Genomic DNA, 24012 nt, shown 5'->3' on the forward strand with positions numbered 1-24012 from the left:
GTCCGGTGGGGCTCGGCAGGTCTCCAGTGCCTCGCCGCGCCGGCGGCCGGATTTTCCGGATTCTCGGTGAATTATTTCCGGACCTGTTGTCGGTGCTTTCTCCTGAGTTTCCCGCGGTGCGTATTGCCTTCGTTTCCTCTTTGAGGATTGCTCAAATGCTGCTGAAGGAACCGATGCCTCCGGTGCGGGTGCGGCTAGCGTGCAAGTTCGCCGACGAATTTCCGCCATCGGGTGTGCCCGACGACGAACGGAGGGAACCATGGAGATTCAGGTCTTGGGTCCGCTGTGTGCCGCCGTGAACGGGGACTCGATCGTCCCGACCGCCGGGAAACCCCGCCAGGTTCTCGCCTTGCTCGCGCTCTATCCCGGCCGCGTCGTACCGGTGCCGACGCTGATGGAGGAGATATGGGGAACGGAGCTGCCGCAGAGCGCGATGACCACGTTGCAGACGTACATCATGCAGCTGCGCCGCTACCTCGGTACGGCGATGGGGCCGGACGCGCCCGGTGCCGCGAAGAACGTCCTGGCCACTCGGCACGGTGGTTATCTGCTTCAGATACCGCCGGAGTCCGTGGACGTGCACACCTATGAGCGCCTCGTCGCCGAGGGTCAGGAGGCCTTCGACGAGGGGGAAGACGAGCGGGCCGCCCGCTGCTTCGGGGAGGCCCTCGCCCTGTGGCACGGGCCCGCGCTGGTGGACGTGGGACTCGGTCCGGTCCTGGCGATCGAGGTCACACGGCTGGAGGAGTCCCGGCTGGTGACCACGGAACGGCGGATCGACGCGGATCTGCGGCTCGGCCGGCACGTGGAACTGATCGCCGAGCTCACCGACCTGATCGCCCGTCACCCCCAGCACGAGGGCCTGCACGCGCAGGCGATGCTGGCGCTGTACCGGTCCGGACGGCAGGCCTCCGCCCTGAACGTGTACCGGAAGCTGCGCGAGGGACTGAAGAACGAGCTGGGCGTGGAACCCTCGCCGCAGTTGCAGCGCCTGCACCAGGCCATGCTCGCGGTCGACCCGGAACTCGACGTGGTGGCCGGGCCGCGCCGCGGCTCCACCTTCGACCGGTACGCGGCCTGAGGGGCCCGTCCTGCGGCCGTGAGGGCCGTCGTCTTCCGGACAGGAGGGGCAGCAGGGCCCGTCTTCCGGCTGGTGCTCCGAACCGCGGTTTCGGCCAGGCCTCAAGTGCGGTTCGAGGCACTCCGGGAATTCTCGGACCCAGCCCCGTCGTCCCGGGTGCGGACGTGGTCGTACCGGGAGCGGACCCAGAGGAGGACGCCATGTCGGCCGAACAACCGGTGCGGCTGCACTGCTTCGCCCACTCCGCCGAGGGCATCTCCGTCTTCGACACGTGGGCGGCGAGCACAGGACCCGGTGTGGAGCCCGTCCCGGTCCTCCTGCCGGGCTGCGCACAGCGGCGGACCGAACCCCGGGTGACCACGCACGAGGCGCTGCTGGCCGATGTGCTGCCGCAGCTCACCGACTCCTTCTCCGGCCCGTACGCCCTGTACGGGCACGGCCTCGGTGCGATGATGGCGCTCGCCGTGGCGCGTGCCCTGCACGAGGCGGGCCTGCCGGGCCCGGCGTTCCTCGCCGTCGGCGGCTGGTCGCCGTCACCCCTGCCCGGTGGGCTGCCGGCCGCCCACCGGGCGACGGACGCCGAGCTGCTGCACGAGCTGAGCGACAGGGGCGCCGTGCCGCTCGGCAGCGACGAGGGGATCCTGCTGCAGGCCATGCTGCCGGTGCTCCGCGCCGATCTGGAGCTGGCCCAGGACCTGCACGAGGCGGTCGACAGGCCCTCCCCGGCCGGCCCGCTCACCACCCCGGTGCTCGTCGTCGCTTCGCAGGACAACCCGCTTGCCGCGCATTCCACGGCCGAGGGCTGGCACCGGCGGACCGAGGGCCCCGTGTGGTCGCGGACCGTCCCCGGGCGCCATTTCTTCGTACGCGGCGGCCGTCAGCTGCCCCGGCTCCTGGGCCGGGCCTGTCGCGTCGCCCGCCGGATCGCCCCGGAGCCCGCGCCCGTGGGCTGAACCTGCGACCTGACAAACATACCAGGCATTCGGTTTCTCCTCGCTCCATGGCCGGGCAAAGGAGTCGCAAAGGGTAAGGTAACCCCCGGGGGTGCCCCGGTCTTGGTGGCTCCCGTTTCAAGCCACCCCGTGGGGTGAGGAGTTGCATAAATCTATACGATTCAAGTCGAAGCATTCCGGACTTCCGTTGGTTCTTTGTTTCCGCTGTTCCATGCGTTGCGGAAGCGGAACACCGGGCTCAGCCTGCTCCTCCTCCTGGCTGGGCGGCGGTTGAGTGAACATCGGTTCGACGCATCAATGGCCGAATGTCGTCGCTTCACCGGGCGTCAGCTGTCTGATATTTGACAAACCGACTGCGCTGTTTCTTTATCGAAGGTGTCCTGCCAAGCGGAGCACTGGCTCATGGGGGAGAACGTGGACATCGAAGTGCTGGGCGTGTTGTCAGTGCGCGAGAACGGTGTGTCGATCGTGCCGACGGCACCCAAGTCGAGACAGGTCCTGGCCCTGCTCGCCCTCCACGCCGACCAGGTGGTCCCCGTGACCGCGCTGGTGGAGGAGCTGTGGGGGAGCGAGCCGCCGCGTAGCGCGCGCACCACACTGCAGACGTACGTGCTGCAGCTGCGCGAGCTGATCGGCGAGGCGCTCACCCATGGCGAGGACGAACGGTGCACCTCCAAGGACATCCTGGCCACCGTCCCCGGCGGCTACCGCCTGGTGACGCGGGACGGGACCGTCGACTTCCGGGAGTTCGAGTGCCGCGCCGGCGCCGGTTACCGGGCCATGGACGCCGAGGACTACAGCGGCGCGGCCCGGCGGCTGGCCGACGCGCTCTCGCTGTGGACCGGGCCCGCGCTCACCGACGTCCAGGCCGGCATCCTGATCGACATGGAGGCCAGGCGGCTGGAGGAGGCGCGGCTGTCCGTACTCGACCAGCGCATCGAGGCCGACCTCAAGCTGGGCCGCCACCGCGAGCTGCTGCCGGAGCTGACGGTGCTGGTGAACCAGTACCGGATGCACGAGAGCCTGTACGGCCAGCTGATGCTGGCTCTGCACCGCTCGGGGCGGCGCGGCGAGGCGCTCGACGTCTATCAACGGCTGCGCAACACGCTCGTCTCCGAGCTGGGCCTGGAGCCGTCCGCCGCGCTGGGCCGCCTCCAGCGCGCGATCCTCATGGCCCGCTCCGATGTGGCCCGCTCCGATGCCCCGGCGGCAACGCCCCCGAACGCCACGAGGGGTCGTGTGACCACCCGTACGGTCTGACGTCCGCCGGTGACGGTCACCTGACCCGAGCCGTCGGCCCACGGCCGTGCGGGGGCGATGCCGGCCCGCCCCCGTCACGGCCCGAGCCGGGCGACGACGGCACCGTCCGAACGCCGCCCGCCCCATGACCGGTTCGGGGCATGCCGGATCAGGCCCGTCGGCGTACCGCACGCCCCCGCCGCGCGCAGGCCGGCAGTGCGGGCGTGGCCGGCGTCAGGCGGCGTACAGGTCGAACGTGGAGGTGCGGCGGGGGCCGGCGGCGATGTCCAGGCGGGGGTCGAACGCGAGCATCGCCTGATGCAGGCGCTGGAGCTGCGGCGAGGGCTCCACGCCGAGTTCGCCGACGAGGCGCCGGCGCAGCCGCTGGTAGACATCGAGCGCGGCAGCCTGCCGGCCCGAGCGGTACAGGGCCACCATCGCCTGCGAGTGCAGCCCCTCGTGCTGCGGGTGCCGGGCGATCAGGTCGCTCAGCTCGGCGAGCAGTTCGACGTGCCGTCCCAGCCGCAGCTCGGCGTCGATCCGGCGTTCCTGGGCGACCAGGCGGCTCTGCTCCATCCGCATCACCTCGATCTCCAGGACCGGCCCGACCCGGACGTCGACCAGGGCCTGCCCCTCCCACAGGGCCAGCGCCTCGCGCAGCAGGGCGGCCGCGTCGGCGTCCTCGCCGCTCTCGAAGGCCTGCCGGCCCTCGGCGACCAGCCGCTCGTAGCGGTAGACGTCCACCGCTTCGGCGGGGATCTGCAGCAGATAGCCCCCGTAGCGGGTGGCGAGCACGCCCTTGGCCGAGCCCGGTACGTCCGGGCCCATGGCGATGCCCAGCATGCGGCGCAGCTGGAGAATGTACGTCTGGAGCGTGGCCAGCGAACTCTGCGGCAGGTCGGTGCCCCAGACCTCCTCCATGAGGGTGGGCACCGGCACCACCCGGCCGGGGTGGAGCGCGAGCAGCGCCAGGATCTGGCGGGGCTTGGCCGCGCTCGGGACGATCGAGATTCCGTTCACTTCGGCGTTCAGCGCACCTAGCACCTTTATCTTCATGCTTTACACCATGGCTTCAAGATGGATTCATCGCTGATTCCTCTGTGATTTTCTCGGGTCGTTCGCGAGAGGAATTCGAGAGGAATCGCAGTCTCCATGGAGAGGTGCGCTGTTACCTTTCAGTCATGGCGACGGAATCGAAAAGATCGACCGTCTATCGCGACGGGGATCCCCTCATCCTGGGACTGCTGGCCCGTCTGGCCCCGACGGACAGCTGTGACTTCCTGCCGGACCTTCCCGCGGAGACGCTGCTCTCCCTGCTGAGCCGATATCACCGGCGCCCGATGCTCGTGGGTTTCCCCGAATCGGGCGCCGAGCGGACCTGATATCTAGGTGAGCGCGGCCAGCACCTCGGCGACGGTCTCGGTGTCGTCGAGAGCGGGCAGGTGGCACAGCAGCCGGGCGCACCGGTCGGCCAGCAGGCCCGCGTCGGTGTCGGACAGGCGGGCCCGGTCGTGCAGGACGGTGAGGTCCCGTGAGCCGTCGGCGCCGTCTTGTACGAGCAGGGTGACGGGCAGCAGGGAGTGCGCGCCGCCGGTGCGCCGGCGGCCGTAGCCGATGCCCGCGTCGTCGAGCTCGTCCTGCAGGTCGGGCAGCATGCGCGGGGTGGGTTCGACCGAGACCAGGCTCTCCAGCGGCCGGGCGGAGCGGCCGGTCCACTCCTGGATCTGCCCGAGGCAGACCCACTCGTACGCCGCCATGTCCAGCGCCCGGTCGCGCAGGTCCGCCAGCAGAGCGCCGATGGGGCGGGCGGGGTCGACCAGGGCGGTCATCGGCAGGCAGCCGCGCAGCGGTCCCACCAGCCGCTCGGCGCCGTCCAGGGCGATACCGCGCCCGGAGACGGTGATGCCGAAGCTCACCGGGACCGGCTCGGTCGTACCCGCCTCGCGGCTGAGCAGCAGCGCCCACGCGGCGTGCAGCAGGCTGGAGTCCGGCAGGCCCCGCAGGGCCGCCCACCGGCGCAGCCGGCTCACCTCGGCGGTGGCCAGCCGGGACCCCGCCCGGCCGTGCCCGTGCCGGCGGGTGCGCGGGCCGGACGGCACGGGCAGGACGGCGGGGGTGCCGGCGGAGAGGTCCCGGCTGAAGAAGTCCCGTGCCGCGGTGGTGTCCTGACGCTCCAGCCAGCACATCCAGTCGCGGATGTCGGGCCGGCGTTCGCCGCCGGGCAGAGATCCGTCCGCGAGGTAGGCGCGGGTGAACTCGTTCTGCAGGAGGTCCACGCTGCCGCCGTCCAGCAGCCCGTGGTGGAAGGTGAGCAGCACCCGGGTGGTGTTCGGTTCGCCGGTGTCGACGAGGGTGATGCGCAGCGGGCCGGGCCGGGTCACGTCGATGCCGCGCAGCCGGTCCCGCTCCAGCAGCCGGTCCCAGTCGACGGTGCCCGCGGGATGCCGTGTCACCTCGGCGCGTGCCTGGGGGTGGCAGACGAGGTGCGGGGCCGGGTGGTGCGAGAAGGACGTCCGCAGAATGGTTTCTCTTTGCACGACGGACTGCCAGGCGGCGACGAACCGCGCCATGTCCAGCGGCCCGTACCAGCACCACCAGACCTGCTCCACATGCCGTCCCGTGGAGCGGTCCATGGTGGAGTCGAGCAGCGCCTCGCACCGCTGCCAGGGCATCTGCACGGCCGGGCGCACGATGTCGCCGAGTACGGCTGGACGGCGGCCGGTACGGATCCGTACACGGCGCCGGCGGCTCGACCTCGCCATGTCTCGTCCTCCTCGCAGTGGCTGGCACATCCTTCAGGAGTTTCCCCCGAAATGACCTGACGGCGTGTCGACAGGGCTCGAAATCCGCTCTCGAAGCCCTGGGGACACCTGGGCGGCGGGCCCGGCCGGGCGGCGGCCCCGGTGTCAGGAGGCCGGGGCCGCCGCGGTCCCGGCGACCGGTGCGCCGCCGGTGGTCACCGGACCGGTACGCCGCCCGCGGCGTGCCGCCTCGCCTGGTGCAGGACGAGGCGTCCCTGCCGGCTCAGTTCCTCGCGCACGTACTGCCCCGCGTCCGCCACGGTCGCGTGCTCGCCCAGTACGCCGGCGATGGCGTCCTCCTGGAGCAGCACATGGTGCCGGGCGGTGAGGACGAGGCCCGACTCGTCCGGCTCGACGGACCACTCGCAGGTGTACGCGGACACCAGGGCCGAGGTGACCGTCTCCTTGTGGACGAGCCGCCCCGCACCGGGGAAGCAGAGGCGCACCGACTCGGTGTGCTGCGCGTCGCCGTCCGCGAGGCTGTCGACCGACATGACCTGGACGCCTGGGATCTTCTCCACCAGATGCACGCTGCGCATGTGCCGCAGCTCCGCGGGCCAGTTCTCGGCCCGGTAGAGGAAGTCGATGACCGCGTCGGAGGAGCCCTCGAACCGCACGGTGTCCTCGAAGTACAGCAGGAGGTCGTCCAGCTTGAGCCAGTGCTCGGCGAGCCAGGCCAGCCGGTCCAGCTGGGCACGGCCGGTGGCGTGGGCGACCCGCTCCGCCCAGGCCAGGTCCGCGGGTGCGTCTCCGGTGACGGTGAAGTTGAGGCCCAGCTCCATCCGGGAGCGATCGCCCAGCGAATGCACCGTCAGCTCGCCGCTCATCGATTCGATGGGAGCGTCCGTCATCTCGTGGCTGAACGTCACACGCCGACGGGCCACGTCCAGCTCGCGGCTGGCCACCCAGGAGTGGATGCGGCCCTCCGAGATGACCCATGAGCGCAGCCGCTCCTGGGCGCCGTCGAAGCCCAGCCGCTCCACGTGCACGTAGTGCGGGAAGAACAGCGGCCATTGGGTGGCGTCGGCGATCAGCCCGTACAGCACCCCGGCCGGGGCCGATGCGATTGCCTCCGAGACCACGCGGTGCACCAGTGCGACCGGCATCCTCACGCTCCCCTTGGGTCGGCGGCAGCCCGCGCCGCACCGATGCACGCACTACGGCAGTGCCCGACCGATGTCCGTCGCCCCCGTGGTCGTACCACCGATACTGTCCGGAACCGCTCGCGCGCGGCACAAGCCTCACTAGTGCGGCGCTGCAGGTCGACGCCGGCTGGAAGGCCGCTGGACTCCGGGTCGGGTCACCCGGTGATGTCCTGGCGCCGGGACGGCACACGTGGCACGATTCCAGCACGCCTTCCCTGCCCGAAAGCAGTTGCACGGCAGTGGATCGAGCGTTGTGTGTGCCGGTCCGCGCAAGGCCGTACGCGTTCGTACGAGCGAGACCGAGCCCCCTGTGATCCATGGCAGCCGGCCGCGTTCACCGCTTGCCCGGTGCCGTCCGGGCTGCGTGTCACCTCACCGTCGTGCCGCCATCGGCTCTACGTCCCACGTGTCCCACGTGTCCATGTGTCCCACGTGTCCCACCTGCTGTTTTGCGTGTTCCACGTGCCCATGCCGTCGAGACCCCGACAGAAGTGGATTCCAGATATGCCGAGGCTGTGCAAGCCGGCGATGAGTGCGCCGGAGTATGTCATCACGGTGGAAGAGACCCTGGAGTTCGCGCGGAAGGCGCATGCGGGCAAGCCGCAGCTTCCGCTGGCGTTGCGTCTGATCCGTAACACGGGTGTGCAGAAGCGGCACATCGTGCAGCCCATCGAGCAGACCCTGCGGCACCCGGGGTTCGAGGAGCGCAACCGCATCTACGAGGCGGAGTCGAAGAAGCGCACGCCGGAGGTCATCGAGCGGGCTCTGGCCCATGCCGAGCTGCCGGCCCGTGACATCGACGCGATCATCTATGTGTCGTGCACCGGGTTCATGATGCCGTCGCTGACGGCGTGGCTGATCAACAAGCTGGGCTTTCGTTCCGACACCCGGCAGATCCCGATCGCGCAGCTGGGCTGCGCGGCCGGTGGTGCGGCGATCAACCGGGCCCACGACTTCTGTGTGGCTCATCCCGGCAGCAACGTGCTGATCGTCTCCTGCGAGCTGTGCTCGCTGTGCTACCAGCCCAGTGCCGACGACATCGGCTCGCTGTTGTCGGACGGTCTGTTCGGTGACGCGGTCGCCGCGGCTGTGGTGCGGGGCGATGGTGGTGTGGGTATCGAGCTGGAGCGCAATGCGTCGTATCTGATCCCGCACACGGAGGACTGGATCTCGTACGCGGTGAAGGACACCGGGTTCCATTTCCAGTTGGACCGGCGTGTGCCGGGGACGATGGAGCCGCTGGCGCCGGTGTTGCGGGAGCTGGCCAAGGACCACAGCTGGGACGCGGGGAAGCTGGACTTCTACATCGTGCACGCCGGTGGTCCGCGCATCCTGGACGATCTGGCGAAGTATCTGGAGGTCGACCGGGGTGTGTTCCGGCACAGCTGGTCGACGCTGAACGAGTACGGCAACATCGCCAGCGCTGTCGTTCTGGAGGCCGCGCGGCGGTTGATGGAGGAGGACACCCCGGCTCCCGGCGCGACCGGTCTGATCGCGGGGTTCGGTCCCGGCATCACCGCCGAGATGGCACTCGGCACCTGGGCCGACGGGTCCGCGCAGTCCTGAAACGCCCGACGATGCGATCTCACCGTAGAAACGACAAGGGGAGTTGAGTGCGTTGGCTCTGCCGACCTCAGTGGAGAGGGTGTCAGAAGACCGCCGGGCTCGTTCCGTCGGCATCGGTCGCGCTCACGCCAAGGCCATCGTGCTGGGAGAGCACGCCGTCGTGTACGGGGCGCCGGCGATCGCCCTTCCCGTTCCACAGCTGACGGTCACGGCAAGCGCCGGGTGGTCCTGCCGCGGCCCCGACGACCTGGGCGACGTGTCCTTCACGTCCACCGGTTCCCCGTCCCGGCCGCTGATGACGCAGGCCTCCGCCAGCCTGCGCCGGCTGATCGCCGAGTTCACCACGACCATGGCCGTGACCGACGGCCCGCACCTCGACATCCTCATCGACGGGGCGATCCCGCACGGCCGGGGACTCGGTTCCAGCGCGGCCGTCGCGCGCGCTGTGGCCCTCGCCCTCGCCGATCTTCACGGCGTCCGCCTGGCGGAGCACGAGGCCTTCGACCTGGTGCAGACGGCCGAGAACGTGGCCCACGGCCGCTCCAGCGGCGTCGACGCGCGGACCGTCGGTGCGCCCGCTCCGCTGCTGTTCCAGGCGGGCGAGGCCGAGGAACTGAAGCCAGGCTGCGACGGCCTGTTCATCGTCGCGGACAGCGGCGTCGTGGGCCGTACCAAGGACGCGGTCGAGCTGCTGCGGGCGGGGTTCCAGCGGCACCCCGGAGCGCAGGACCGATTCGTGGGGCGCGCCACGCAGCTGACCGACGAGGCCCGGCACGCGCTCGCCAGCGGCAGGCCGGAGGAGCTCGGCTCGCGGCTGACGGACTATCACGAGCTGTTGCGTGCGGCCGGGCTCAGCACCCAGGGGATCGACGCCCTGGTCGAGGCCGCGCTGGACGCGGGCAGCCACGGCGCGAAGATCACCGGCGGCGGTCTGGGCGGCTGCATGATCGCGCTGGCCCGGCCGGAGCAGGCCGGAGAGGTCACCCGGCGGCTCCACGCAGCCGGTGCCGTGCAGACCTGGGTCGTACCGCTGAGAGGACCCGCCGAGGGCGGATGACGGGCGGTCAGCACCACGCACAGCAGGCACAGCACGTACAGACACACAGACACACACAGCTACACAGACACACACAGCTACACAGACACGCGCAGACACACGGCCCATACGGCAGGCAGTGTCCTGCCGGACCACCCGAGGGGGAGACAGGCGCATGACCGAAGTCGGAATCCTCGGTACCGGTGCCTATGTGCCGGACCGAGTCGTCTCCAATGACGAAGTCGGCGCGGCGGCCGCGGTCGACGACGCCTGGGTCGTCCGCAAGACGGCCATCCGGGAGCGCCGCTGGGCCGCCCCCGAGCAGGCCACGTCGGACCTGGCCGCGGCCGCCGGCCGGGCCGCGCTGGAGTCGGCCGGCATCACCGCCGACCAGCTGTCCGTGATCGTCGTCGCCACCTCGACGCCGGACCGGCCGCAGCCGCCCACCGCCGCCTATGTCCAGCATCTGCTCGGCGCGTCCGGCGCGGCGGCGTTCGACGTCAACGCGGTGTGTTCCGGCGAGGTGTTCGCGCTCGCCTCGGTCGAGGGCATCCTCGCCCGCTCGGGCGGCCATGCGCTGGTCATCGGCGCGGACCTGTACTCGCGCATCCTGAACCCGGCCGACCGCAGGACGGTCGTCCTGTTCGGCGACGGCGCGGGCGCGATGGTCCTGGGCAGCGGCCGGGGCGCGCGCGTACGGCACATCAGCGCGCACACCTTCGGCGAGCTGTCCGGTCTGATCGAGGTGCCGGCCGGCGGCAGCCGGATGCCCTGCGACCCGGCGGCCCTTGAGGCCGGCCGGCAGTACTTCACGATGGACGGCCGGGCCGTGCGCGCCTTCGTCGAGGACCAACTGCCCGGACTGGTCAAGCAGTTCCTGCACGAGGCCGGTGTCGTCCCCGACGACGTCCGGCACTTCGTCCCGCACCAGGCCAACGGCGTCATGCTCGACACCGTCTTCGAGCAACTGGCCCTGTCCCGGGCCGCCATGCATCTCTCCCTGACCCGCTACGGCAACACCGGAGCCGCCTCCATCCCGATCACCTTGGACGAAGCCGCCCGCGCGGGCGCCTTCCGCCGAGGCGACCTGATCCTCCTGGCCGGTTTCGGCGGGGGCATGTCGGCCGGATTCGCGCTGGTCGAGTGGTGAATCGACTGCCTGTTCGAGGTCGCTCCATGGGGCCCCCGGCAACCGCACGGCCCTCGCCTCGTTGCCCGACATCGGCAGAAATCAGGAATCATGACCATGACACATCGCACTGTCTGCGTGATAGGCGCAGGCCCTCGCGGGCTCTCCGTGCTCGAACGGCTCTGCGCCAACGCCCGCTCCCGGACCGAGGGCCACACCGTCCACGTCCACGTGGTCGACCCCTACCCGCCGGGACCCGGCAAGGTATGGCGCACCGACCAGTCCCGTCAGCTGCTCATGAACACCGTGGCAGGCCAGATCTCGGTGTTCACCGACGCCAGCGTGGACCTGCGCGGTCCCCTGGAGCCGGGGCCGAGCCTGCACGAGTGGGCCGTGGCCCTCGTCGCGGGCGAGTTCGGTGACGACCACCCGGCACACGTCCTCGAAGAGGCCCGCACGCTGGGCCCCGACACCTACCCGACCCGCGCGTTCTACGGCCGCTACCTCCAGTGGGTGTACCAGCGCATCGTCGCGGGCGCGCCCGCCGGGGTGACCGTCACCGCGCACGCCTGTCTCGCCGTGGCCCTGGACGACGTACCGGACGCGCGGGGCGGCTCCCGCCAGCGGGTGGTGCTCGCCGACGGAACCGTGCTGGCGGACCTGGACGCGGTGATCCTGTGCCAGGGCCACCTGCCGGGCCGGCCGAACGCCGCCGAGCGGGAGTTCGCCGCCCGGGTGCGGGAGTCGGGCCTGACCTACATCCCGCCGGCCAACCCGGCCGACGTCGACCTGGACGTGCTGGCCCCGGGCACGAAGGTGCTGCTGCGCGGGCTCGGACTGAACTTCTTCGACTACATGGCACAGCTCACCGCCGGCCGCGGCGGCACCTTCGCGCGGACCGGCGGCCGGCTCGTCTACCACGCCTCCGGGCAGGAGCCACGGATGTACGCCGGGTCCCGGCGCGGCATCCCGTACCAGGCCCGGGGCGAGAACGAGAAGGGCCCGCACGGCCGTCACGAGCCGCTCGTGCTCACCGCCGAGCGCATCGCCGAACTGCGCCGTGACCACGGCCACCGCGGACTCGATTTCCGTCGGCACCTGTGGCCGCTGATCGCCCGTGAGGTCGTGACCGTCTACTACCGGACGCTGTTCACCTCACGCGGACACGTCGGCAAGGCGCAGCAGCTCCAGGACGAATTGCTGGCGGCCGGACCGGGGAAGGAGGCGGGGCGTGCCGTCCTCGATGCGTACGGCATCGACGAGAAGTACCGCTGGGACTGGGACCTGCTCACCCGCCCCTACCGGGACCGGGAGTTCACCGGCCCGCGCGACTTCACCGACTGGCTCCTCGACCACCTGCGCGACGACGTCACCGAGGCCGAGGCCGGCAATGTCAGCGGCCCGCGCAAGGCGGCCCTCGACGTCCTGCGGGACCTGCGCAACGAGATCCGCCTCGCCGTCGACCACGGCGGACTGCACGGCGACTCGTACCGCACCGACCTGGACGGCTGGTACACCCCCCTCAACGCCTTCCTGTCGATCGGCCCGCCGGCGCGCCGCGTCGAGGAGATGACCGCACTGATCGAGGCCGGTGTGCTGCACATCGTCGGGCCGGACCTGCGCGTCGAGGCCGGCGTCGGCGGATACTCCGTCAGCTCGCCGCTCGTGCCCGGCTCCGAGGTCCGGGTGGACGCGCTCGTCGAGGCGCGCCTGCCCGACATCACCCTGCGCCGCACCGCGGACCCGCTGCTGCGCCATCTGCTGGACACCGGGCAGTGCGACACGTACCGCATCCGCACCCGCTCCGGCGGCAGTTACGAGACCGACGGGCTGGCCGTCACCGGGCGGCCGTTCCACCTGCTCGACGCGGCGGGACGGCCGCATCCGCGCCGCTTCGCCTTCGGCGTGCCGACCGAGTCGGTGCACTGGGTGACGGCCGCAGGCATCCGGCCCGGCGTCAACTCGGTGACCCTCACGGATTCCGACGCCATCGCCCGCGCGGCCCTCGACTGCGACACGGAGGCCGTCGCCGCAGGAGCCGCAGGAGCCGTAGGAACCGCAGGAGCTGTAGGAGCCGCAGCAACCGTAGGAACCGCAGGAACCGCAGGAACCGCAGGACAAGGACTTGCTCATGCCGACTGATCTCACCGGCCTCGCGCCCGTGGCGGACCCCGGTCTGCTGGCGCCGGTCTGGGCGGACACCCCGGTCGTGGCCGCGGTGTCCGACGGGGCGTGGCTGCAGGCCATGCTGGACGCCGAGGCGGCGCTGAGCCGGGCGCAGGCCCGGCTCGGTACGGTGCCGGCGGCGGCCGCGCGGGTGATCAGCGAGGCCGCGCGGGCCGACCGGCTCGACCTGGCCGCCCTGGCCCGGCAGGCCCGCGAGTCCGCCAACCCGGTGGTGGCGTTCGTACGGGAGTTCACCGCGGTGGTGGCGAGCGAGGACGCGGCGGCGGCCCGGTACGTCCACCGCGGCTCGACCAGCCAGGACATCCTCGACACCGCCACCGTCCTGGTCGCCCGGCGGGCCCTGACCCTGATCCACGCCGACCTGGAACGCGTCGAGGAGGCGCTGGCCGTACTCGCCGCGCGGCACCGGGACACCCTGATGGCGGGCCGCACCCTGGCCCTGCACGCGGTGCCGACGACCTTCGGACTCAAGGCGGCGGGCTGGCGTCACCTCGTCCTGGACGCGCTGGACAAGGCGGATCAGCTGAGGTTTCCCGTCCAACTCGGCGGCGCCGCAGGCACGTTGGCCGGATACCTGGAGTTCGCGCCGGACACCGAACCGGCCGGCTACGTCCAGGAGCTGACCGAGGCGTTCGCGGCCGAACTGGGGCTCACGGCACCCCTCGTACCCTGGCATGTGCTGCGCACGCCCGTGGTGGACCTGGCCACGGCCGCCGCGTTCCTGTGCGGCGCCCTCGGCAAGATCGCGGTCGATGTGCTGTCCCTGACCCGGACCGAGGTCGGTGAGGTGCACGAACCGGCACCCAGCGGCCGGGGGGCGTCCTCGGCGATGCCGCACAAGCGCAACCCCGTGCTGGCCACGGCCATCAGGTCCGCCGCCCTGCAGGCGCCGCAGCTCGCCGCCACGGTGCTGGGCTGTCTGCCGAGCGAGGACGAGCGCTCGGCCGGTGCCTGGCACGCCGAATGGGAGCCGCTGCGCGCCCTGCTGCGGCTGGCCGGAGGCGCTGCGCACCAGGCGGTGGAACTCGTCTCCCAGCTGTCGGTGGACCCCGAGCGCATGCGCGCCAACACCCGGCTCACCGGAGGACAGATCGTCTCCGAGCGGATCGCCGTCGTCCTCGCCCCGCTGCTCGGCAAAGCGCAGGCACGCGAGCTGCTGAACGAGGCGTCCGCCCGGTCGGCGCGCACCGGTGAGCCCCTGGCCGACATCCTGCGGCAGGACAGCCGGGCCTCGGCCGTCCTCGCCGACGCCCGGCTGACCGATCTGTTCGAGCCAGAGGCGTACACCGGGGCGGCCGGTGCCCTGACGGACCGCGCGCTGTCCCGGACACCGTGTTCGGGGGACAGGCGCTAAGCACTGTTCGGGCGGTCCTGACGGGGCGTCCCGGGCGCCGCGCCCGGGGGACAGGCGCTAAGCACTGTTCGTCGGGTGCCGGTCCTGGCGTCCGACGTGGGCATATGGTGACTTGAGCCCTGCCCCGGCCCGCACCGCACCGCGCCTGGCCCCGGGCCCGGGGGCCCGTCGGGCGGTCCTGACGGGGCGTGTGCTGTCCCGGACACCGCGCCCGGGGGACTGGCGGTAAGCACTGTTCGTCGGGTGCCGGTCCTGGCGCCCGGCGAGTGCGGGCGGTCGCCCGGGTGTCGTAGACATCTCCGCGGCTTCCTCGACGGTCGCTCGAATACCCGTCGCGGCTCTCTCGACGGTCACTTGAGCCCCTGCCCCGGCCCGCACCGCGCCCGGCGCCGAGAGCCCCGTCGGGCGGCCCGTCCCACCAGGCACATCGGGTCGGACACCCCGCACGGCGCGGGCGCACCGGCGTCGCCCGCGCACCGCTCGCCGTACGGCCCGGCCGGGAATCCCCTGCCCGTGGCGCGTACGGCACCCGCATGATGCAACCACAACTACAGCAGGGGGGACCGGAGATGAGCCTGGAGGTATGTGCCGGCGACGGGGGCGGCGGCCACGGGCACGCCGTGGTGATCGGCTCCGGCCTCGCCGGGCTCACCGCGGCACGGGCCCTGGCCGACTTCATGGACAGAGTCACCGTGATCGAGCGCGACCGGCTGCCCAGTGGCTCCGGGCGGCGCCGGGGCGTGCCCCAGGCCCGGCACACCCACACCCTCATGCCCGCGGCGCGGCAGGGCCTGGAGCAGCTGTTCCCGGGCATCGTCGCGGATCTCACCGCCGCCGGAGCGGTTCCGGTCCGCATGCCCCAGGACATGCTGCTGCTCGGCCCGGCCGGCTGGCTGCCCCGCTTCGACGCCGGCCTCTTGGCACTCAGCGCCGGCCGTGACCTGATCGACGCCGTCGTACGCGACCGGCTGCGCGCCGACCCGAAGGTGACCTTCCTCCAGGAGCACGAGGCGGTCTGCCTGGAAGCCGGCCGCCACGACACCGTCGCCGGGGTATGGGTCCGCGGCCGGGACCGGCGGGCGCCCGACGGCTGGAGCCCACGGCACCTGATGCCCGCCGACTTCGTGGTGGACGCCACCGGACGCGGCTCGTGCGCCCCCCGCTGGCTGGCCGAGCTCGGCTACCAGACGCCCAGGGAGTCGGCCGTCCGCACCCCGACCACCTACGCCTCCACCCTGTTCGCGCCGCCCATCGGCCATGTCGCCGACTTCAGCGCCCTGCTGCTGATGGGCACCCCCGACCAGCCCCGCCAGGGCATGCTCCAGCCCGTCGAGGGAGGCCGCTGGTCGGTGACGCTCAGCGCCGGCGACGGCAGCCGCCCGCCCGCCGACCACGAGGCCCTGCTGCGCGCCGCGGGCGACCTGCGCCACCCGCTGCTGCGCGAGGTCATCGAGGCCGCCACCCCCCTCGGCCCGGTCTACGCCTGCGCGCGCACCGAGAACCGCTGGCGCCACTACGAGAAGCTGCGTCGCTGGCCCGACCGGTTCCTCGTCATCGGCGACGCCTTCGTCGCCCTCGACCCGGCCCACGGCCACGGCATGACCCTCGCCGTGCAGTCCGCCCTCGTCCTCGACCACGTGCTGACCGGCCACGGCACCGCCACCGGCATCACCTTCCGGCTGCGCCACGCCCTCGCCCAGCACCTGGCCCCCGCCTGGCAGGCGAGCCTGCACAGTCTCGGCGCGGCCGGGGCAAGCCCGTATCTTCCGCCGGACGGGCTGCGCGCCCGGCTCGGCCGCAGCTGGACGGCCCGGCTCGCCGCCGCCGCGACCACCGACGAGGACGCGGCCCGGCTGCTGCTCGAACGCCTGCAGACCTTCGATCCGCCGGCCGCCGGGCTGCGCCGCCGCGAACTGCGGGCCGTACTGCGCGCCCCGCGCCTCACCGCCGCCCCGGCGGCGCCGCCCAGCACCACCCACGGCCAGGGCACCCGGAGCCGCCGCCCCGGCACGCCGGCCGTACCCGCCATCGGGGTCTCCATCGGCTCCGCCCGGCCCCGGGCCACGATCTCCTCGGCCCACTGGAGCGCCTGAAAAGCCATGCCGGGCAGACGCGGCCAAGAGGCGGCCATTACGCTTTTGCTCATGACAAGAGTGGATCAACTGGCCGCTTTAAAAAGCGACTTGATCGACCGGGGGCACGTCACGACCGGTAACCGGGCCGGATTTCCCGGCGCGTTGCGTGTACACGATGCCGGCACGTTCCCGGGAAGCTCGAAACTCGCTCAAGAATCACTTGAGTTGACACCAGTGAACGGCTGGAGTGCCGTTGTTCCACCGTGGCAGGTGTGGATACGGTTCCAGCCGTTTCACTGCACGCGAGGGGAGGGCGCGCGGGGATGAGCACCACCCACAAGGCGCCAGTGGATACCCGTACCGAGGCATCGAAAGGCGAGCGCATCGCCGACTGGGCGGACGGGCGGCTCGGGGTCTACCGCTCCGGTTTCCTGCTCCGGAAGGTGTTTCCCGAACACTGGTCGTTCATGTTCGGCGAGATAGCCCTCTACAGCTTCATCGTCCTGCTGCTGACCGGTGTCTGGCTGACCCTGTTCTTCGATCCGAGCATGACGGAGACGGTCTACCACGGATCGTACGTCCCGCTGCAGGGCGTGCCGATGTCGCAGGCCTACTCCTCCACCATCCACATCAGCTTCGACGTGCGCGGCGGTCTGTTCATCCGCCAGCTGCACCACTGGTCGGCGCTGATCATGATCGCCGCGATGTGTGCCCACACGCTGCGGCACCTGCTCCACGGCTCGTTCCGCAAGCCGCGCGAGCTCAACTGGGTGATCGGCTTCGTGCTCCTGATCGTGGTCACCCTTGAGGGCTTCGTCGGCTACTCGCTCCCCGACGACCTCCTCTCCGGCACCGGTCTGCGGATCGCCGAGGGCGTCACACTCGCCATTCCGCTGGTCGGAACGTATCTGACGATGTTCCTGTTCGGCGGCGAGTTCCCGGGCCACAACGTGATCGGCCGGTTCTACAGCATCCACATCCTGCTCATCCCGGGCATCATCGTGGCGCTGCTGACCGTGCACCTGATCCTGGTCTTCTACCACAAGCACACCCAGCACCGGGGTCCGGCCCGCACCGAGAACAACGTCATCGGCCAGCCACTGCTGCCGCACTACGCGGCCAAGGCCGGCGGCTTCTTCTTCCTCATCGCCGGTGTGCTCTGCCTGCTCGCGGGCATCGCCCAGATCAACCCGGTGTGGACATACGGTCCCTACCGGCCCGACCTGATCTCCCAGGGCTCCCAGCCCGACTGGTACATGGGCTTCCTCGAAGGCGCGCTGAGAGCCATGCCCGCCTGGGAGTTCACGGTCGGCGGCTATACCGTCAACATGGCCGTCCTGATCCCCGGCGTCATCCTGCCCACGCTGATGATCCACGTGGCCGCCGGCTGGCCGTTCCTGGAGGCCTGGGTCACCGGGGACAAACGCGAGCACCACTTGCTGGACAAGCCGCGCGACCACCCCACGCGTACCGCGTTCGTCACTGCCTTCGTCGCCCTGTACCTGGTGCTGTTCTTCGGCGGCGCCAACGACGTCCTGGCCGAGAAGTTCCATCTCTCGCTGAACGAGATCACCTGGATGGTGCGGATCGGCTTCTTCGTGGTCCCGGCCGTCGTGTACGTCATCACCCGGCGGGTCTGTCTGGGCCTGGCGCGGGCCGACCGCGAAAAGCTCCTGCACGGCCGCGAGACCGGCCGGATCAAGCGGCTGCCGCACGGCGAGTTCGTCGAGGTGCACGAGCGCCTGGACCGCCGGCGCGAGTACACCCTGCTGTCCCGCGAGGAGTACAAGCCGCTGCCGGCGCCCGTCGCGGAGGTGGACGGCGTGCCCAACCCGAACCTGCGCGAGGAGAAGCGGCGCTACCTGCTCAGCCGCTGGCTGTACGGCAACCAGGTACCCAAGCCGACCGAGCAGGAGATGCGGGAGGCCCTGGCCCATCTCGACCACTCGGCCAACGGCCACGCCGCGGTCAACGGCCACGGCCCGGCCGCCGAACACGCGGAGATCGGCGCCCAGCGTTCCGGCGAGGGACAGGAGGCGGACCAGGAACTGCTCTGACCCGGCCGCACATCACAGAGGCCCGGGGCAGACCGGAGCGGCGCGGGTGATCAGGGGACGATCACCCGCGCCGTGCTTTTTCCCGCTGGATCCAGGCGTCCACGGAGGCTCTATGGCCAGTACCCCATGGCGCCGGGAGACCCCCCGTGCCGAGTCCATCACCCGGGCGCGCACCGGCCTGACCCACGACCTGCGCGGCCGCCAGCGCCGCTACCTCACGGCGATGCTGGTGCGCACCGCGTGCGTCGTCACGATGGCCGCGACCTGGCATCGCTGGCCGGTCGTCGCGGCCTGCGCCCTGGTCGGCGCGGCGCTCATCCCGTACGTCGCCGTGGTCGTCGCCCAGGCCCACTGGCGCCAGCAACGAGGCCCCCGGCACGCGGTGAGCTGGGTCCAGGCCAGGGAGGAGCCGACCCCCCGCGTCGTACTCGAACCGACGCTGATCCTGCCGCCGGAGGGGGACACGGACCGGGGCACGGCGGCCTGACTGTTCAGTGCCGTACCAGGCAGAACGGATGACCCGCGGGGTCGGCATAGACCCGCCAACTCCGCCCGTCCGCACCGCCGTCGAGCACCCTGGCACCCCGGGCCAGCACCTGTTCCTGAGCGTGCTCCAGATCGGCGACACCGAAGTCCAGGTGGAACTGCTGTGGCCGGTTCGGGTCCGGCCACAGCGGCGGCCGGTACTCCGCCACCCGCTGGAAGGCCAGAACGAGGCCGGCCGCCGTGTGCAACGTGGCCCAGTCCTCGCTGAGCGCCCACCGCCGATCCGGCTGGTCGACGGTGCCACCGAGGAGCGACTGGTAGAACTCGGCGAGTTCACCGGGGTCGGAGCAGTCCAGCACCACGCACTGCAGATCAGCGATCACGGGTGTAGATCCTAGGTGGTCCCTGACGTGCCGTCTGCAGGGAGGTGTCGGGGCCGGTCGGGGAGGTGGATGACGAGGAGGTGGATGACGATGAGGCGCTCAGGCTTTGGCGCGGCGGAGGTCGATGTTGCCATGCGATGTCATGAGAGGGCGGCCCGCCCCCTTCTGGTCGAAGCCCGGCGGCGCTCCGCCGTACCGCCGCGCATGCCCGCCGCGGCGGTGGGTACGTCCCCTCTCGTACCGGGGGTCGCGGAAACGGCCCAAGAGCGAGGCGAGGGGCGTCGGAAGTGATTCGAAAGCTGCAGGCGGTCGCGCTGGACTGCGCCGATCCGGCACAGCTCGCGGAGTTCTACGCGGAACTGCTCGGCGGCCGGGTGGTCGCGCACCCGGAGGATCCCGACTGGTTCGAGGTGCACGGCTTCGAAGGCACGACGCTGGCCTGCCAGCGGGTGGACGGATACCAGCCACCCGAATGGCCCAGCCAGGAGCGCCCGCAGCAGCTTCACCTGGACTTCGACGTGGACGACCTCGACGGGGAGGAGAAGCGGGCGCTCGCCCTCGGTGCGACCGTGCTGGAGCGGACGGACCAGCTCCGCCCGGAGGCCAATTGGCGGATCTACGCGGACCCGGCCGGCCATCCGTTCTGCCTTTGCTTCCACTGAGTCCGTCCCGTCCCGTCCCGTCCCATCCCGTCACGGACAAGGACTGATGGCCGGCGCTCCGTGGCCGGCCGTCGGTCCTCTGGTCATGTCATCAGCGCCCCACGTGGTCGAGGGCGGCGACCTCGCGTAGGGCATCGGCGACGGCGCGGAAGTCCTTCCTCAGGATCGCGCCGTGGTTGCCGGCGACCTTCGCGCTGATGCGGATGTTGGGGTTGCGGGCGGTCACCGCGTCGAGGCCGGCGCGGATCCGTTCCTGCTCGTCGCCGCGGCTTCCCAGGGACGTCCCCGAGGCGACCACGTACCGCACGGGGACGGTGATGCCGTCCAGTACAGGGCCCAGTTCGCGTTCGCGGGAGAGCCTGCCGAGCTCGATGTTGCTGTCCGCCTGCTCCTCGGCGGTCATGCGCGGAGTGATGCCCGTGGGGCGCAGAAGTGGCATGAACCAGCTCATCCGCCGGAACAGCTTCCGGATCCGCTGTTCCATGGCCTCGTCCAGCCAGTCGTACGGGAAGGCGCCGTCGACCAGGACCGCGCCCAGGCAGCGCTCCGGGTTCCGGCCGGCCCAGTGCGCCGCGACGACCGCGCCGTAGGACCAGCCCACCAGCAGTGCCCGGTCCACGCCCCGGGCCGCGAGAACGGCGTCGACGTCGCGGACGGCGGCCTCGAAGGAGTAGTCCGCCGAGCGCTTCGACTTCCTGCCGCGAGCCCGTTCGTCGTAGGTGATGTGCCGCCAGGTCGTGCCGAGTTCAGCGACGACCCGCCGCCAGTATCCCTGGGTGGCGAACTGGCCGTTCAGGTAGACCACGGGGATGCCGGGGCCGTCGGTGTCGGTGACGGCCAGGGCTGTGTCGTCCACCGGCACCATGCCCGTCCACTGCGAACTGGTCGCGGAAGTGCTGTTCTTCGTCATGTCTTCCTCCTGGTCGTGTGAGGCGTCTTGTACGACTTCTCCGGACCTCGCGGATGCCTTCAGAGGCTGCGGGCGGTGATGTCGCCGTGGGAGGTGGTGGCGCGGATGTCGAGGTCGGCGGTGCCGTCGTTCTTGAGGGCGTTGTTGATGCGGCCGTAGGAGGTGCCGGCGTCCAGGGCGGCGGAGACGTCGGCGGCGGCGCCGACCGTGATGTCGCCGGACTGGGTGCGCAGGACGACCGTGCCGCGTACGGCCTCGGCGATGCGGATGTCGCCCCGTGCGGTGCTGATCTGCGCGGGGCCGCCGAGCCGGCCGACCTCGATGTCGCTGTCAGTCGCGGTGAGGCGCAGGCTCGCGGTCTCGTCCAGCTTGATCTGGCGGTACGCGCCGTCGAATTCGACGTCGCCCAGGCGGCCGACGCCGCGGAGCTCGCAGGCGGCGGTCCTGGCCTCGACGCGGGAGCCGGCCGGCAGCTTGACGCTGACCTCCAGGGATCCGGAGGGGCCGAAGAGCTGGTTCTTGGGCTCGGCGGTGCCGATCCGCAGGACGCCGTCGGTGTAGTCGACGGTGGTCTGCTCGGCGGTCTTCACGTCGCGGCCCTTGGCGGGGTTGGCGGGCAGGACCTCGACGCTGGTGTCGGAGCGGTCGGCGGCGAAGAGCTGGACGCGTCCGGCGGGGATGTCCAGGACGACGGTGATCGGGGCGGGGGTGGCGAACTTCTGCATGATGCTCTCCGGTGTGTTCGTTCGTCGTTTCTGACGTTGGAAACGCTACGTTGCTTTCCAAGGTCTGACAACGCGGTCGTTGCGAGAAATCGGCATTCGTGCAGGTCGAGGCCGGTAAATTGTTGCAACGGTCTCGGCGGTAACGCAACGGAAATCGCCCGATCGTTGCAATGATTGAGAAGTGAACGCTATGGTGGGGGCATCAGGGACCACTGCGAAGCAGCACGGAGGAGACCGGCCTCGCCTACGCGGAGACCGCCGAACGACACCGACGGGCCAACTCCGGACCACGGATAGACGCCCGGCCCGGGGGTGGGCCGGTCTTCGCGTGCGGCCGACAGTCGCGTGCCGACGGGAGGGCCCCGCGTTCTCTGGGCAAGGAGGGGACGGTGCCGCTGACCTGCGATAACGCGCGGGCTAAAGGCGCGAAAAAAACATGCCTTGTGATAAGCGGATCGGGGTTGGATCGGTGGATTGGTGCTTTCCGGGTATTTTTCACCTGTCTGTCATGTGAATGTGAGTTCGTGGTCTTTTCCTCCTGTATGACGTGAACGATTCTGGCGGCGCTACCCAGCTGGCCCCGTACAGCAAGATCGTTGACTCAGGGAGAGATGCATGCGCAAGCGTGTGTGGGCGGCGGCAGCCGCCGTCACCGTCGCGCTCGCTACGGCGGGCACCACGGCAGCAGCCACCGGTCCGGACCACGCCGCGTCGAACACCGACTGGACATCCGCGGGCCAGAACATCCACGGCACCCGAAACGCCGCCAGTGAGCACATCCTGACCAGGCGGAATGTGAAAAACCTGAAGCCGCGTTGGATCTACACCGCGGCGGGCAGTGTTTCGGCCACGCCGACCGTGGCCCACGGGGTGACGTATGTGCCGGACTGGGGCGGACAGTTGTCCGCGGTGAGCACGGCCACCGGGAAGGCGTTGTGGTCGAACCCGATCAGCAGGTACAGCGGTGTCCCCGGGGACACCTCGCGGACCAGCCCCGCGTACGCGGACGGCACGCTGGTGTTCGGTGACGGGTGGCTGTTCGCCCCCACCACCGCGGGTGCCTACATCATGGGCGCCAACGCCGCGACCGGCGCACCGTTGTGGCGCACCAAGGTGGACGACAACCCGGACGCGATCATCACCAGTTCGCCGGTGATCGACCGCGGTGTCGCCTACGTGGGCGTATCTTCCAAGTCCGAGGTCCTGCCGACGCAGTCCACCTTCCGCGGCAGCGTTGTCGCACTCAGCGTCGCCACCGGAAAAGTGCTGTGGAAGACTCGCACCGTTCCGCTCGGCTACACGGGTGGTTCGATGTGGGCCAGCACCCCGGTGGTGGATCACGAGACCGGACTGCTGTATGTGGACACGGGCAACAACTACTCGGTGCCGCCTGGCGTCTGCACAAAACCGTTTCAGACCGGGTGCACCCCGCCGTCGCCGGACGACCATATCGACTCGATTCTGGCCCTGCACCTGAAGACCGGCCAGATCGCCTGGTCTCGCTCCACCCTGAGTGCCGACTCCTGGACGTTCCCGCACCCGGAAGGACCGGACTACGACTTCGGCTCGGGACCGAACCTCTACACCACCGAAGTCAAGGGCAAGCGCACCCGGCTGCTCGGCGCGGGGCAAAAGAGCGGCGTGTACTGGGCACTGGACCCGGCCACCGGCCGCGTCGTGTGGCAGACGCGGGTCGGTCCGGGTGGCATCATCGGCGGCATCGAGTTCGGCACCGCGACAGACGGCAAGCGCGTCTACGTGGCCATCGCCAACTCCGAGCACGTACCCACCACCATCACCTCTGTCACCGGCCAGAAGTCGACCGTCACCAGCGGGTTCTTCGCCGCGCTCGACGCGGCCACCGGGAAGATCCTCTGGCAGACCGCGGATCCCAAGGGGGATTCCCTTTTGGACCTGGGCCCCGTCTCCAGCGCCAACGGTGTGGCCTACGCCGGCTCCACGTCCGGCGACATGTACGCGCTGGACGGCGCCACCGGCACCGTCAAGTGGAGCTTTGCCAGCGGCGGGCCGGTGGCCGGCGGCGCTGCCATCGTGAACGGTTCGGTCTACTGGGGGTCCGGCTATTACGTTCCCGGAAGCATCAACAACAAGCTTTACGCCTTCTCTCTGCCCCACAGTCCCTGTGACCAGGACGGGACCCGAAACAGGTGCCGAGCGCAGTGAGTTTGTTCCTTCACCTCGGGCCCGGCCCCGCTGGGTGCA

Annotated in this window: 20 protein-coding genes; 14 read left to right on the top strand and 6 right to left on the bottom strand. The window is 70.8% G+C overall.

What is annotated here, in order from left to right; all coding sequences use genetic code 11:
• Nucleotides 1-259: 259 nt before the first annotated feature.
• From O1G22_RS43405 to O1G22_RS43415, 3 genes are all read left to right on the top strand, one after another.
• On the top strand, nt 260-1081 hold the full coding sequence (locus O1G22_RS43405) for an AfsR/SARP family transcriptional regulator (protein WP_225102374.1): 822 nt from the start codon (nt 260-262) through the stop codon (nt 1079-1081).
• A 200-nt stretch (nt 1082-1281) separates the two neighbouring features.
• Entirely contained in the window at nt 1282-2034 is a 753-nt protein-coding gene (locus O1G22_RS43410; protein ID WP_270086775.1) for a thioesterase II family protein, read from the top strand.
• Between the two features lie 414 nt (nt 2035-2448).
• Nucleotides 2449-3294: an AfsR/SARP family transcriptional regulator gene (locus O1G22_RS43415; RefSeq protein ID WP_270086945.1), complete on the top strand. Its 846-nt coding sequence runs from the start codon at nt 2449-2451 to the stop codon at nt 3292-3294.
• Nucleotides 3295-3507: 213 nt separating this feature from the next.
• Here the strand turns inward: O1G22_RS43415 and O1G22_RS43420 are convergent, their stop codons facing one another.
• Complete coding sequence (locus O1G22_RS43420) at nt 3508-4329, bottom strand: AfsR/SARP family transcriptional regulator (RefSeq protein WP_270086776.1); 822 nt, start codon at nt 4327-4329, stop codon at nt 3508-3510.
• Between the two features lie 125 nt (nt 4330-4454).
• On the opposite strand from O1G22_RS43420, the gene O1G22_RS43425 reads away from it, so the two are divergent.
• Nucleotides 4455-4655 carry a hypothetical protein gene (locus O1G22_RS43425; RefSeq protein WP_270086777.1) on the top strand — a complete coding sequence of 67 codons (201 nt, stop codon included), beginning with the start codon at nt 4455-4457 and terminating at the stop codon, nt 4653-4655.
• Nucleotides 4656-4658: 3 nt separating this feature from the next.
• On the opposite strand, the gene O1G22_RS43430 is transcribed toward O1G22_RS43425, so the two are convergent.
• Nucleotides 4659-6035: a condensation domain-containing protein gene (locus O1G22_RS43430; RefSeq protein WP_270086778.1), complete on the bottom strand. Its 1377-nt coding sequence runs from the start codon at nt 6033-6035 to the stop codon at nt 4659-4661.
• A gap of 194 nt (nt 6036-6229) precedes the next feature.
• Nucleotides 6230-7180, bottom strand: coding sequence for an aromatase/cyclase (locus O1G22_RS43435; protein WP_270086779.1), 951 nt, complete (start codon nt 7178-7180; stop codon nt 6230-6232).
• A gap of 543 nt (nt 7181-7723) precedes the next feature.
• Here O1G22_RS43435 and O1G22_RS43440 point away from each other — a divergent pair.
• The 8 genes from O1G22_RS43440 to O1G22_RS43475 all read left to right on the top strand — a co-directional run bounded on the left by O1G22_RS43440 (nt 7724) and on the right by O1G22_RS43475 (nt 19110).
• The gene (locus tag O1G22_RS43440; protein WP_270086780.1) at nt 7724-8785 is read left to right on the top strand and encodes a type III polyketide synthase; all 1062 of its coding nucleotides are present in this window, start codon (nt 7724-7726) and stop codon (nt 8783-8785) included.
• Nucleotides 8786-8864: 79 nt separating this feature from the next.
• Entirely contained in the window at nt 8865-9842 is a 978-nt protein-coding gene (mvk, locus tag O1G22_RS43445) for a mevalonate kinase (protein WP_270086781.1), read from the top strand.
• Between the two features lie 154 nt (nt 9843-9996).
• The gene (locus tag O1G22_RS43450; RefSeq protein WP_270086782.1) at nt 9997-10971 is read left to right on the top strand and encodes a 3-oxoacyl-ACP synthase III family protein; all 975 of its coding nucleotides are present in this window, start codon (nt 9997-9999) and stop codon (nt 10969-10971) included.
• A 96-nt stretch (nt 10972-11067) separates the two neighbouring features.
• Entirely contained in the window at nt 11068-13092 is a 2025-nt protein-coding gene (locus O1G22_RS43455; protein ID WP_270086783.1) for an FAD/NAD(P)-binding protein, read from the top strand.
• Nucleotides 13082-14491, top strand: coding sequence for a nitrosuccinate lyase (locus O1G22_RS43460; protein ID WP_270086784.1), 1410 nt, complete (start codon nt 13082-13084; stop codon nt 14489-14491). Before O1G22_RS43455 ends, O1G22_RS43460 begins: the two co-directional genes overlap by 11 nt.
• Nucleotides 14492-15060: 569 nt before the next feature.
• Nucleotides 15061-16584 carry an FAD-dependent oxidoreductase gene (locus O1G22_RS43465; protein WP_270086785.1) on the top strand — a complete coding sequence of 508 codons (1524 nt, stop codon included), beginning with the start codon at nt 15061-15063 and terminating at the stop codon, nt 16582-16584.
• Between the two features lie 305 nt (nt 16585-16889).
• Nucleotides 16890-18623: a cytochrome bc1 complex cytochrome b subunit gene (gene qcrB, locus O1G22_RS43470; protein WP_270086786.1), complete on the top strand. Its 1734-nt coding sequence runs from the start codon at nt 16890-16892 to the stop codon at nt 18621-18623.
• Between the two features lie 112 nt (nt 18624-18735).
• Nucleotides 18736-19110 carry a DUF3099 domain-containing protein gene (locus tag O1G22_RS43475; RefSeq protein ID WP_270086787.1) on the top strand — a complete coding sequence of 125 codons (375 nt, stop codon included), beginning with the start codon at nt 18736-18738 and terminating at the stop codon, nt 19108-19110.
• A 4-nt stretch (nt 19111-19114) separates the two neighbouring features.
• Here O1G22_RS43475 and O1G22_RS43480 read toward each other — a convergent pair whose 3' ends face one another.
• Entirely contained in the window at nt 19115-19492 is a 378-nt protein-coding gene (locus tag O1G22_RS43480) for a VOC family protein (RefSeq protein WP_270086788.1), read from the bottom strand.
• Nucleotides 19493-19779: 287 nt separating this feature from the next.
• Between O1G22_RS43480 and O1G22_RS43485 the strand changes: the two genes are divergently transcribed.
• Nucleotides 19780-20154: a VOC family protein gene (locus O1G22_RS43485; RefSeq protein ID WP_270086789.1), complete on the top strand. Its 375-nt coding sequence runs from the start codon at nt 19780-19782 to the stop codon at nt 20152-20154.
• 91 nt (nt 20155-20245) lie between these two features.
• Here the strand turns inward: O1G22_RS43485 and O1G22_RS43490 are convergent, their stop codons facing one another.
• A complete protein-coding gene (locus O1G22_RS43490) occupies nt 20246-21064 on the bottom strand; it encodes an alpha/beta fold hydrolase (protein ID WP_270086790.1) in 819 nt (272 codons plus the stop codon).
• Nucleotides 21065-21123: 59 nt separating this feature from the next.
• The gene (locus O1G22_RS43495) at nt 21124-21789 is read right to left on the bottom strand and encodes a DUF4097 family beta strand repeat-containing protein (protein ID WP_270086791.1); all 666 of its coding nucleotides are present in this window, start codon (nt 21787-21789) and stop codon (nt 21124-21126) included.
• 615 nt (nt 21790-22404) lie between these two features.
• Between O1G22_RS43495 and O1G22_RS43500 the strand changes: the two genes are divergently transcribed.
• Nucleotides 22405-23973, top strand: a complete 1569-nt coding sequence (locus O1G22_RS43500) for an outer membrane protein assembly factor BamB family protein (RefSeq protein ID WP_270086792.1) — start codon at nt 22405-22407, stop codon at nt 23971-23973.
• Nucleotides 23974-24012 lie beyond the last annotated feature (39 nt).

The organism is Streptomyces camelliae (assembly GCF_027625935.1).
GTDB classification, from domain to species: Bacteria; Actinomycetota; Actinomycetes; order Streptomycetales; family Streptomycetaceae; genus Streptomyces; species Streptomyces camelliae.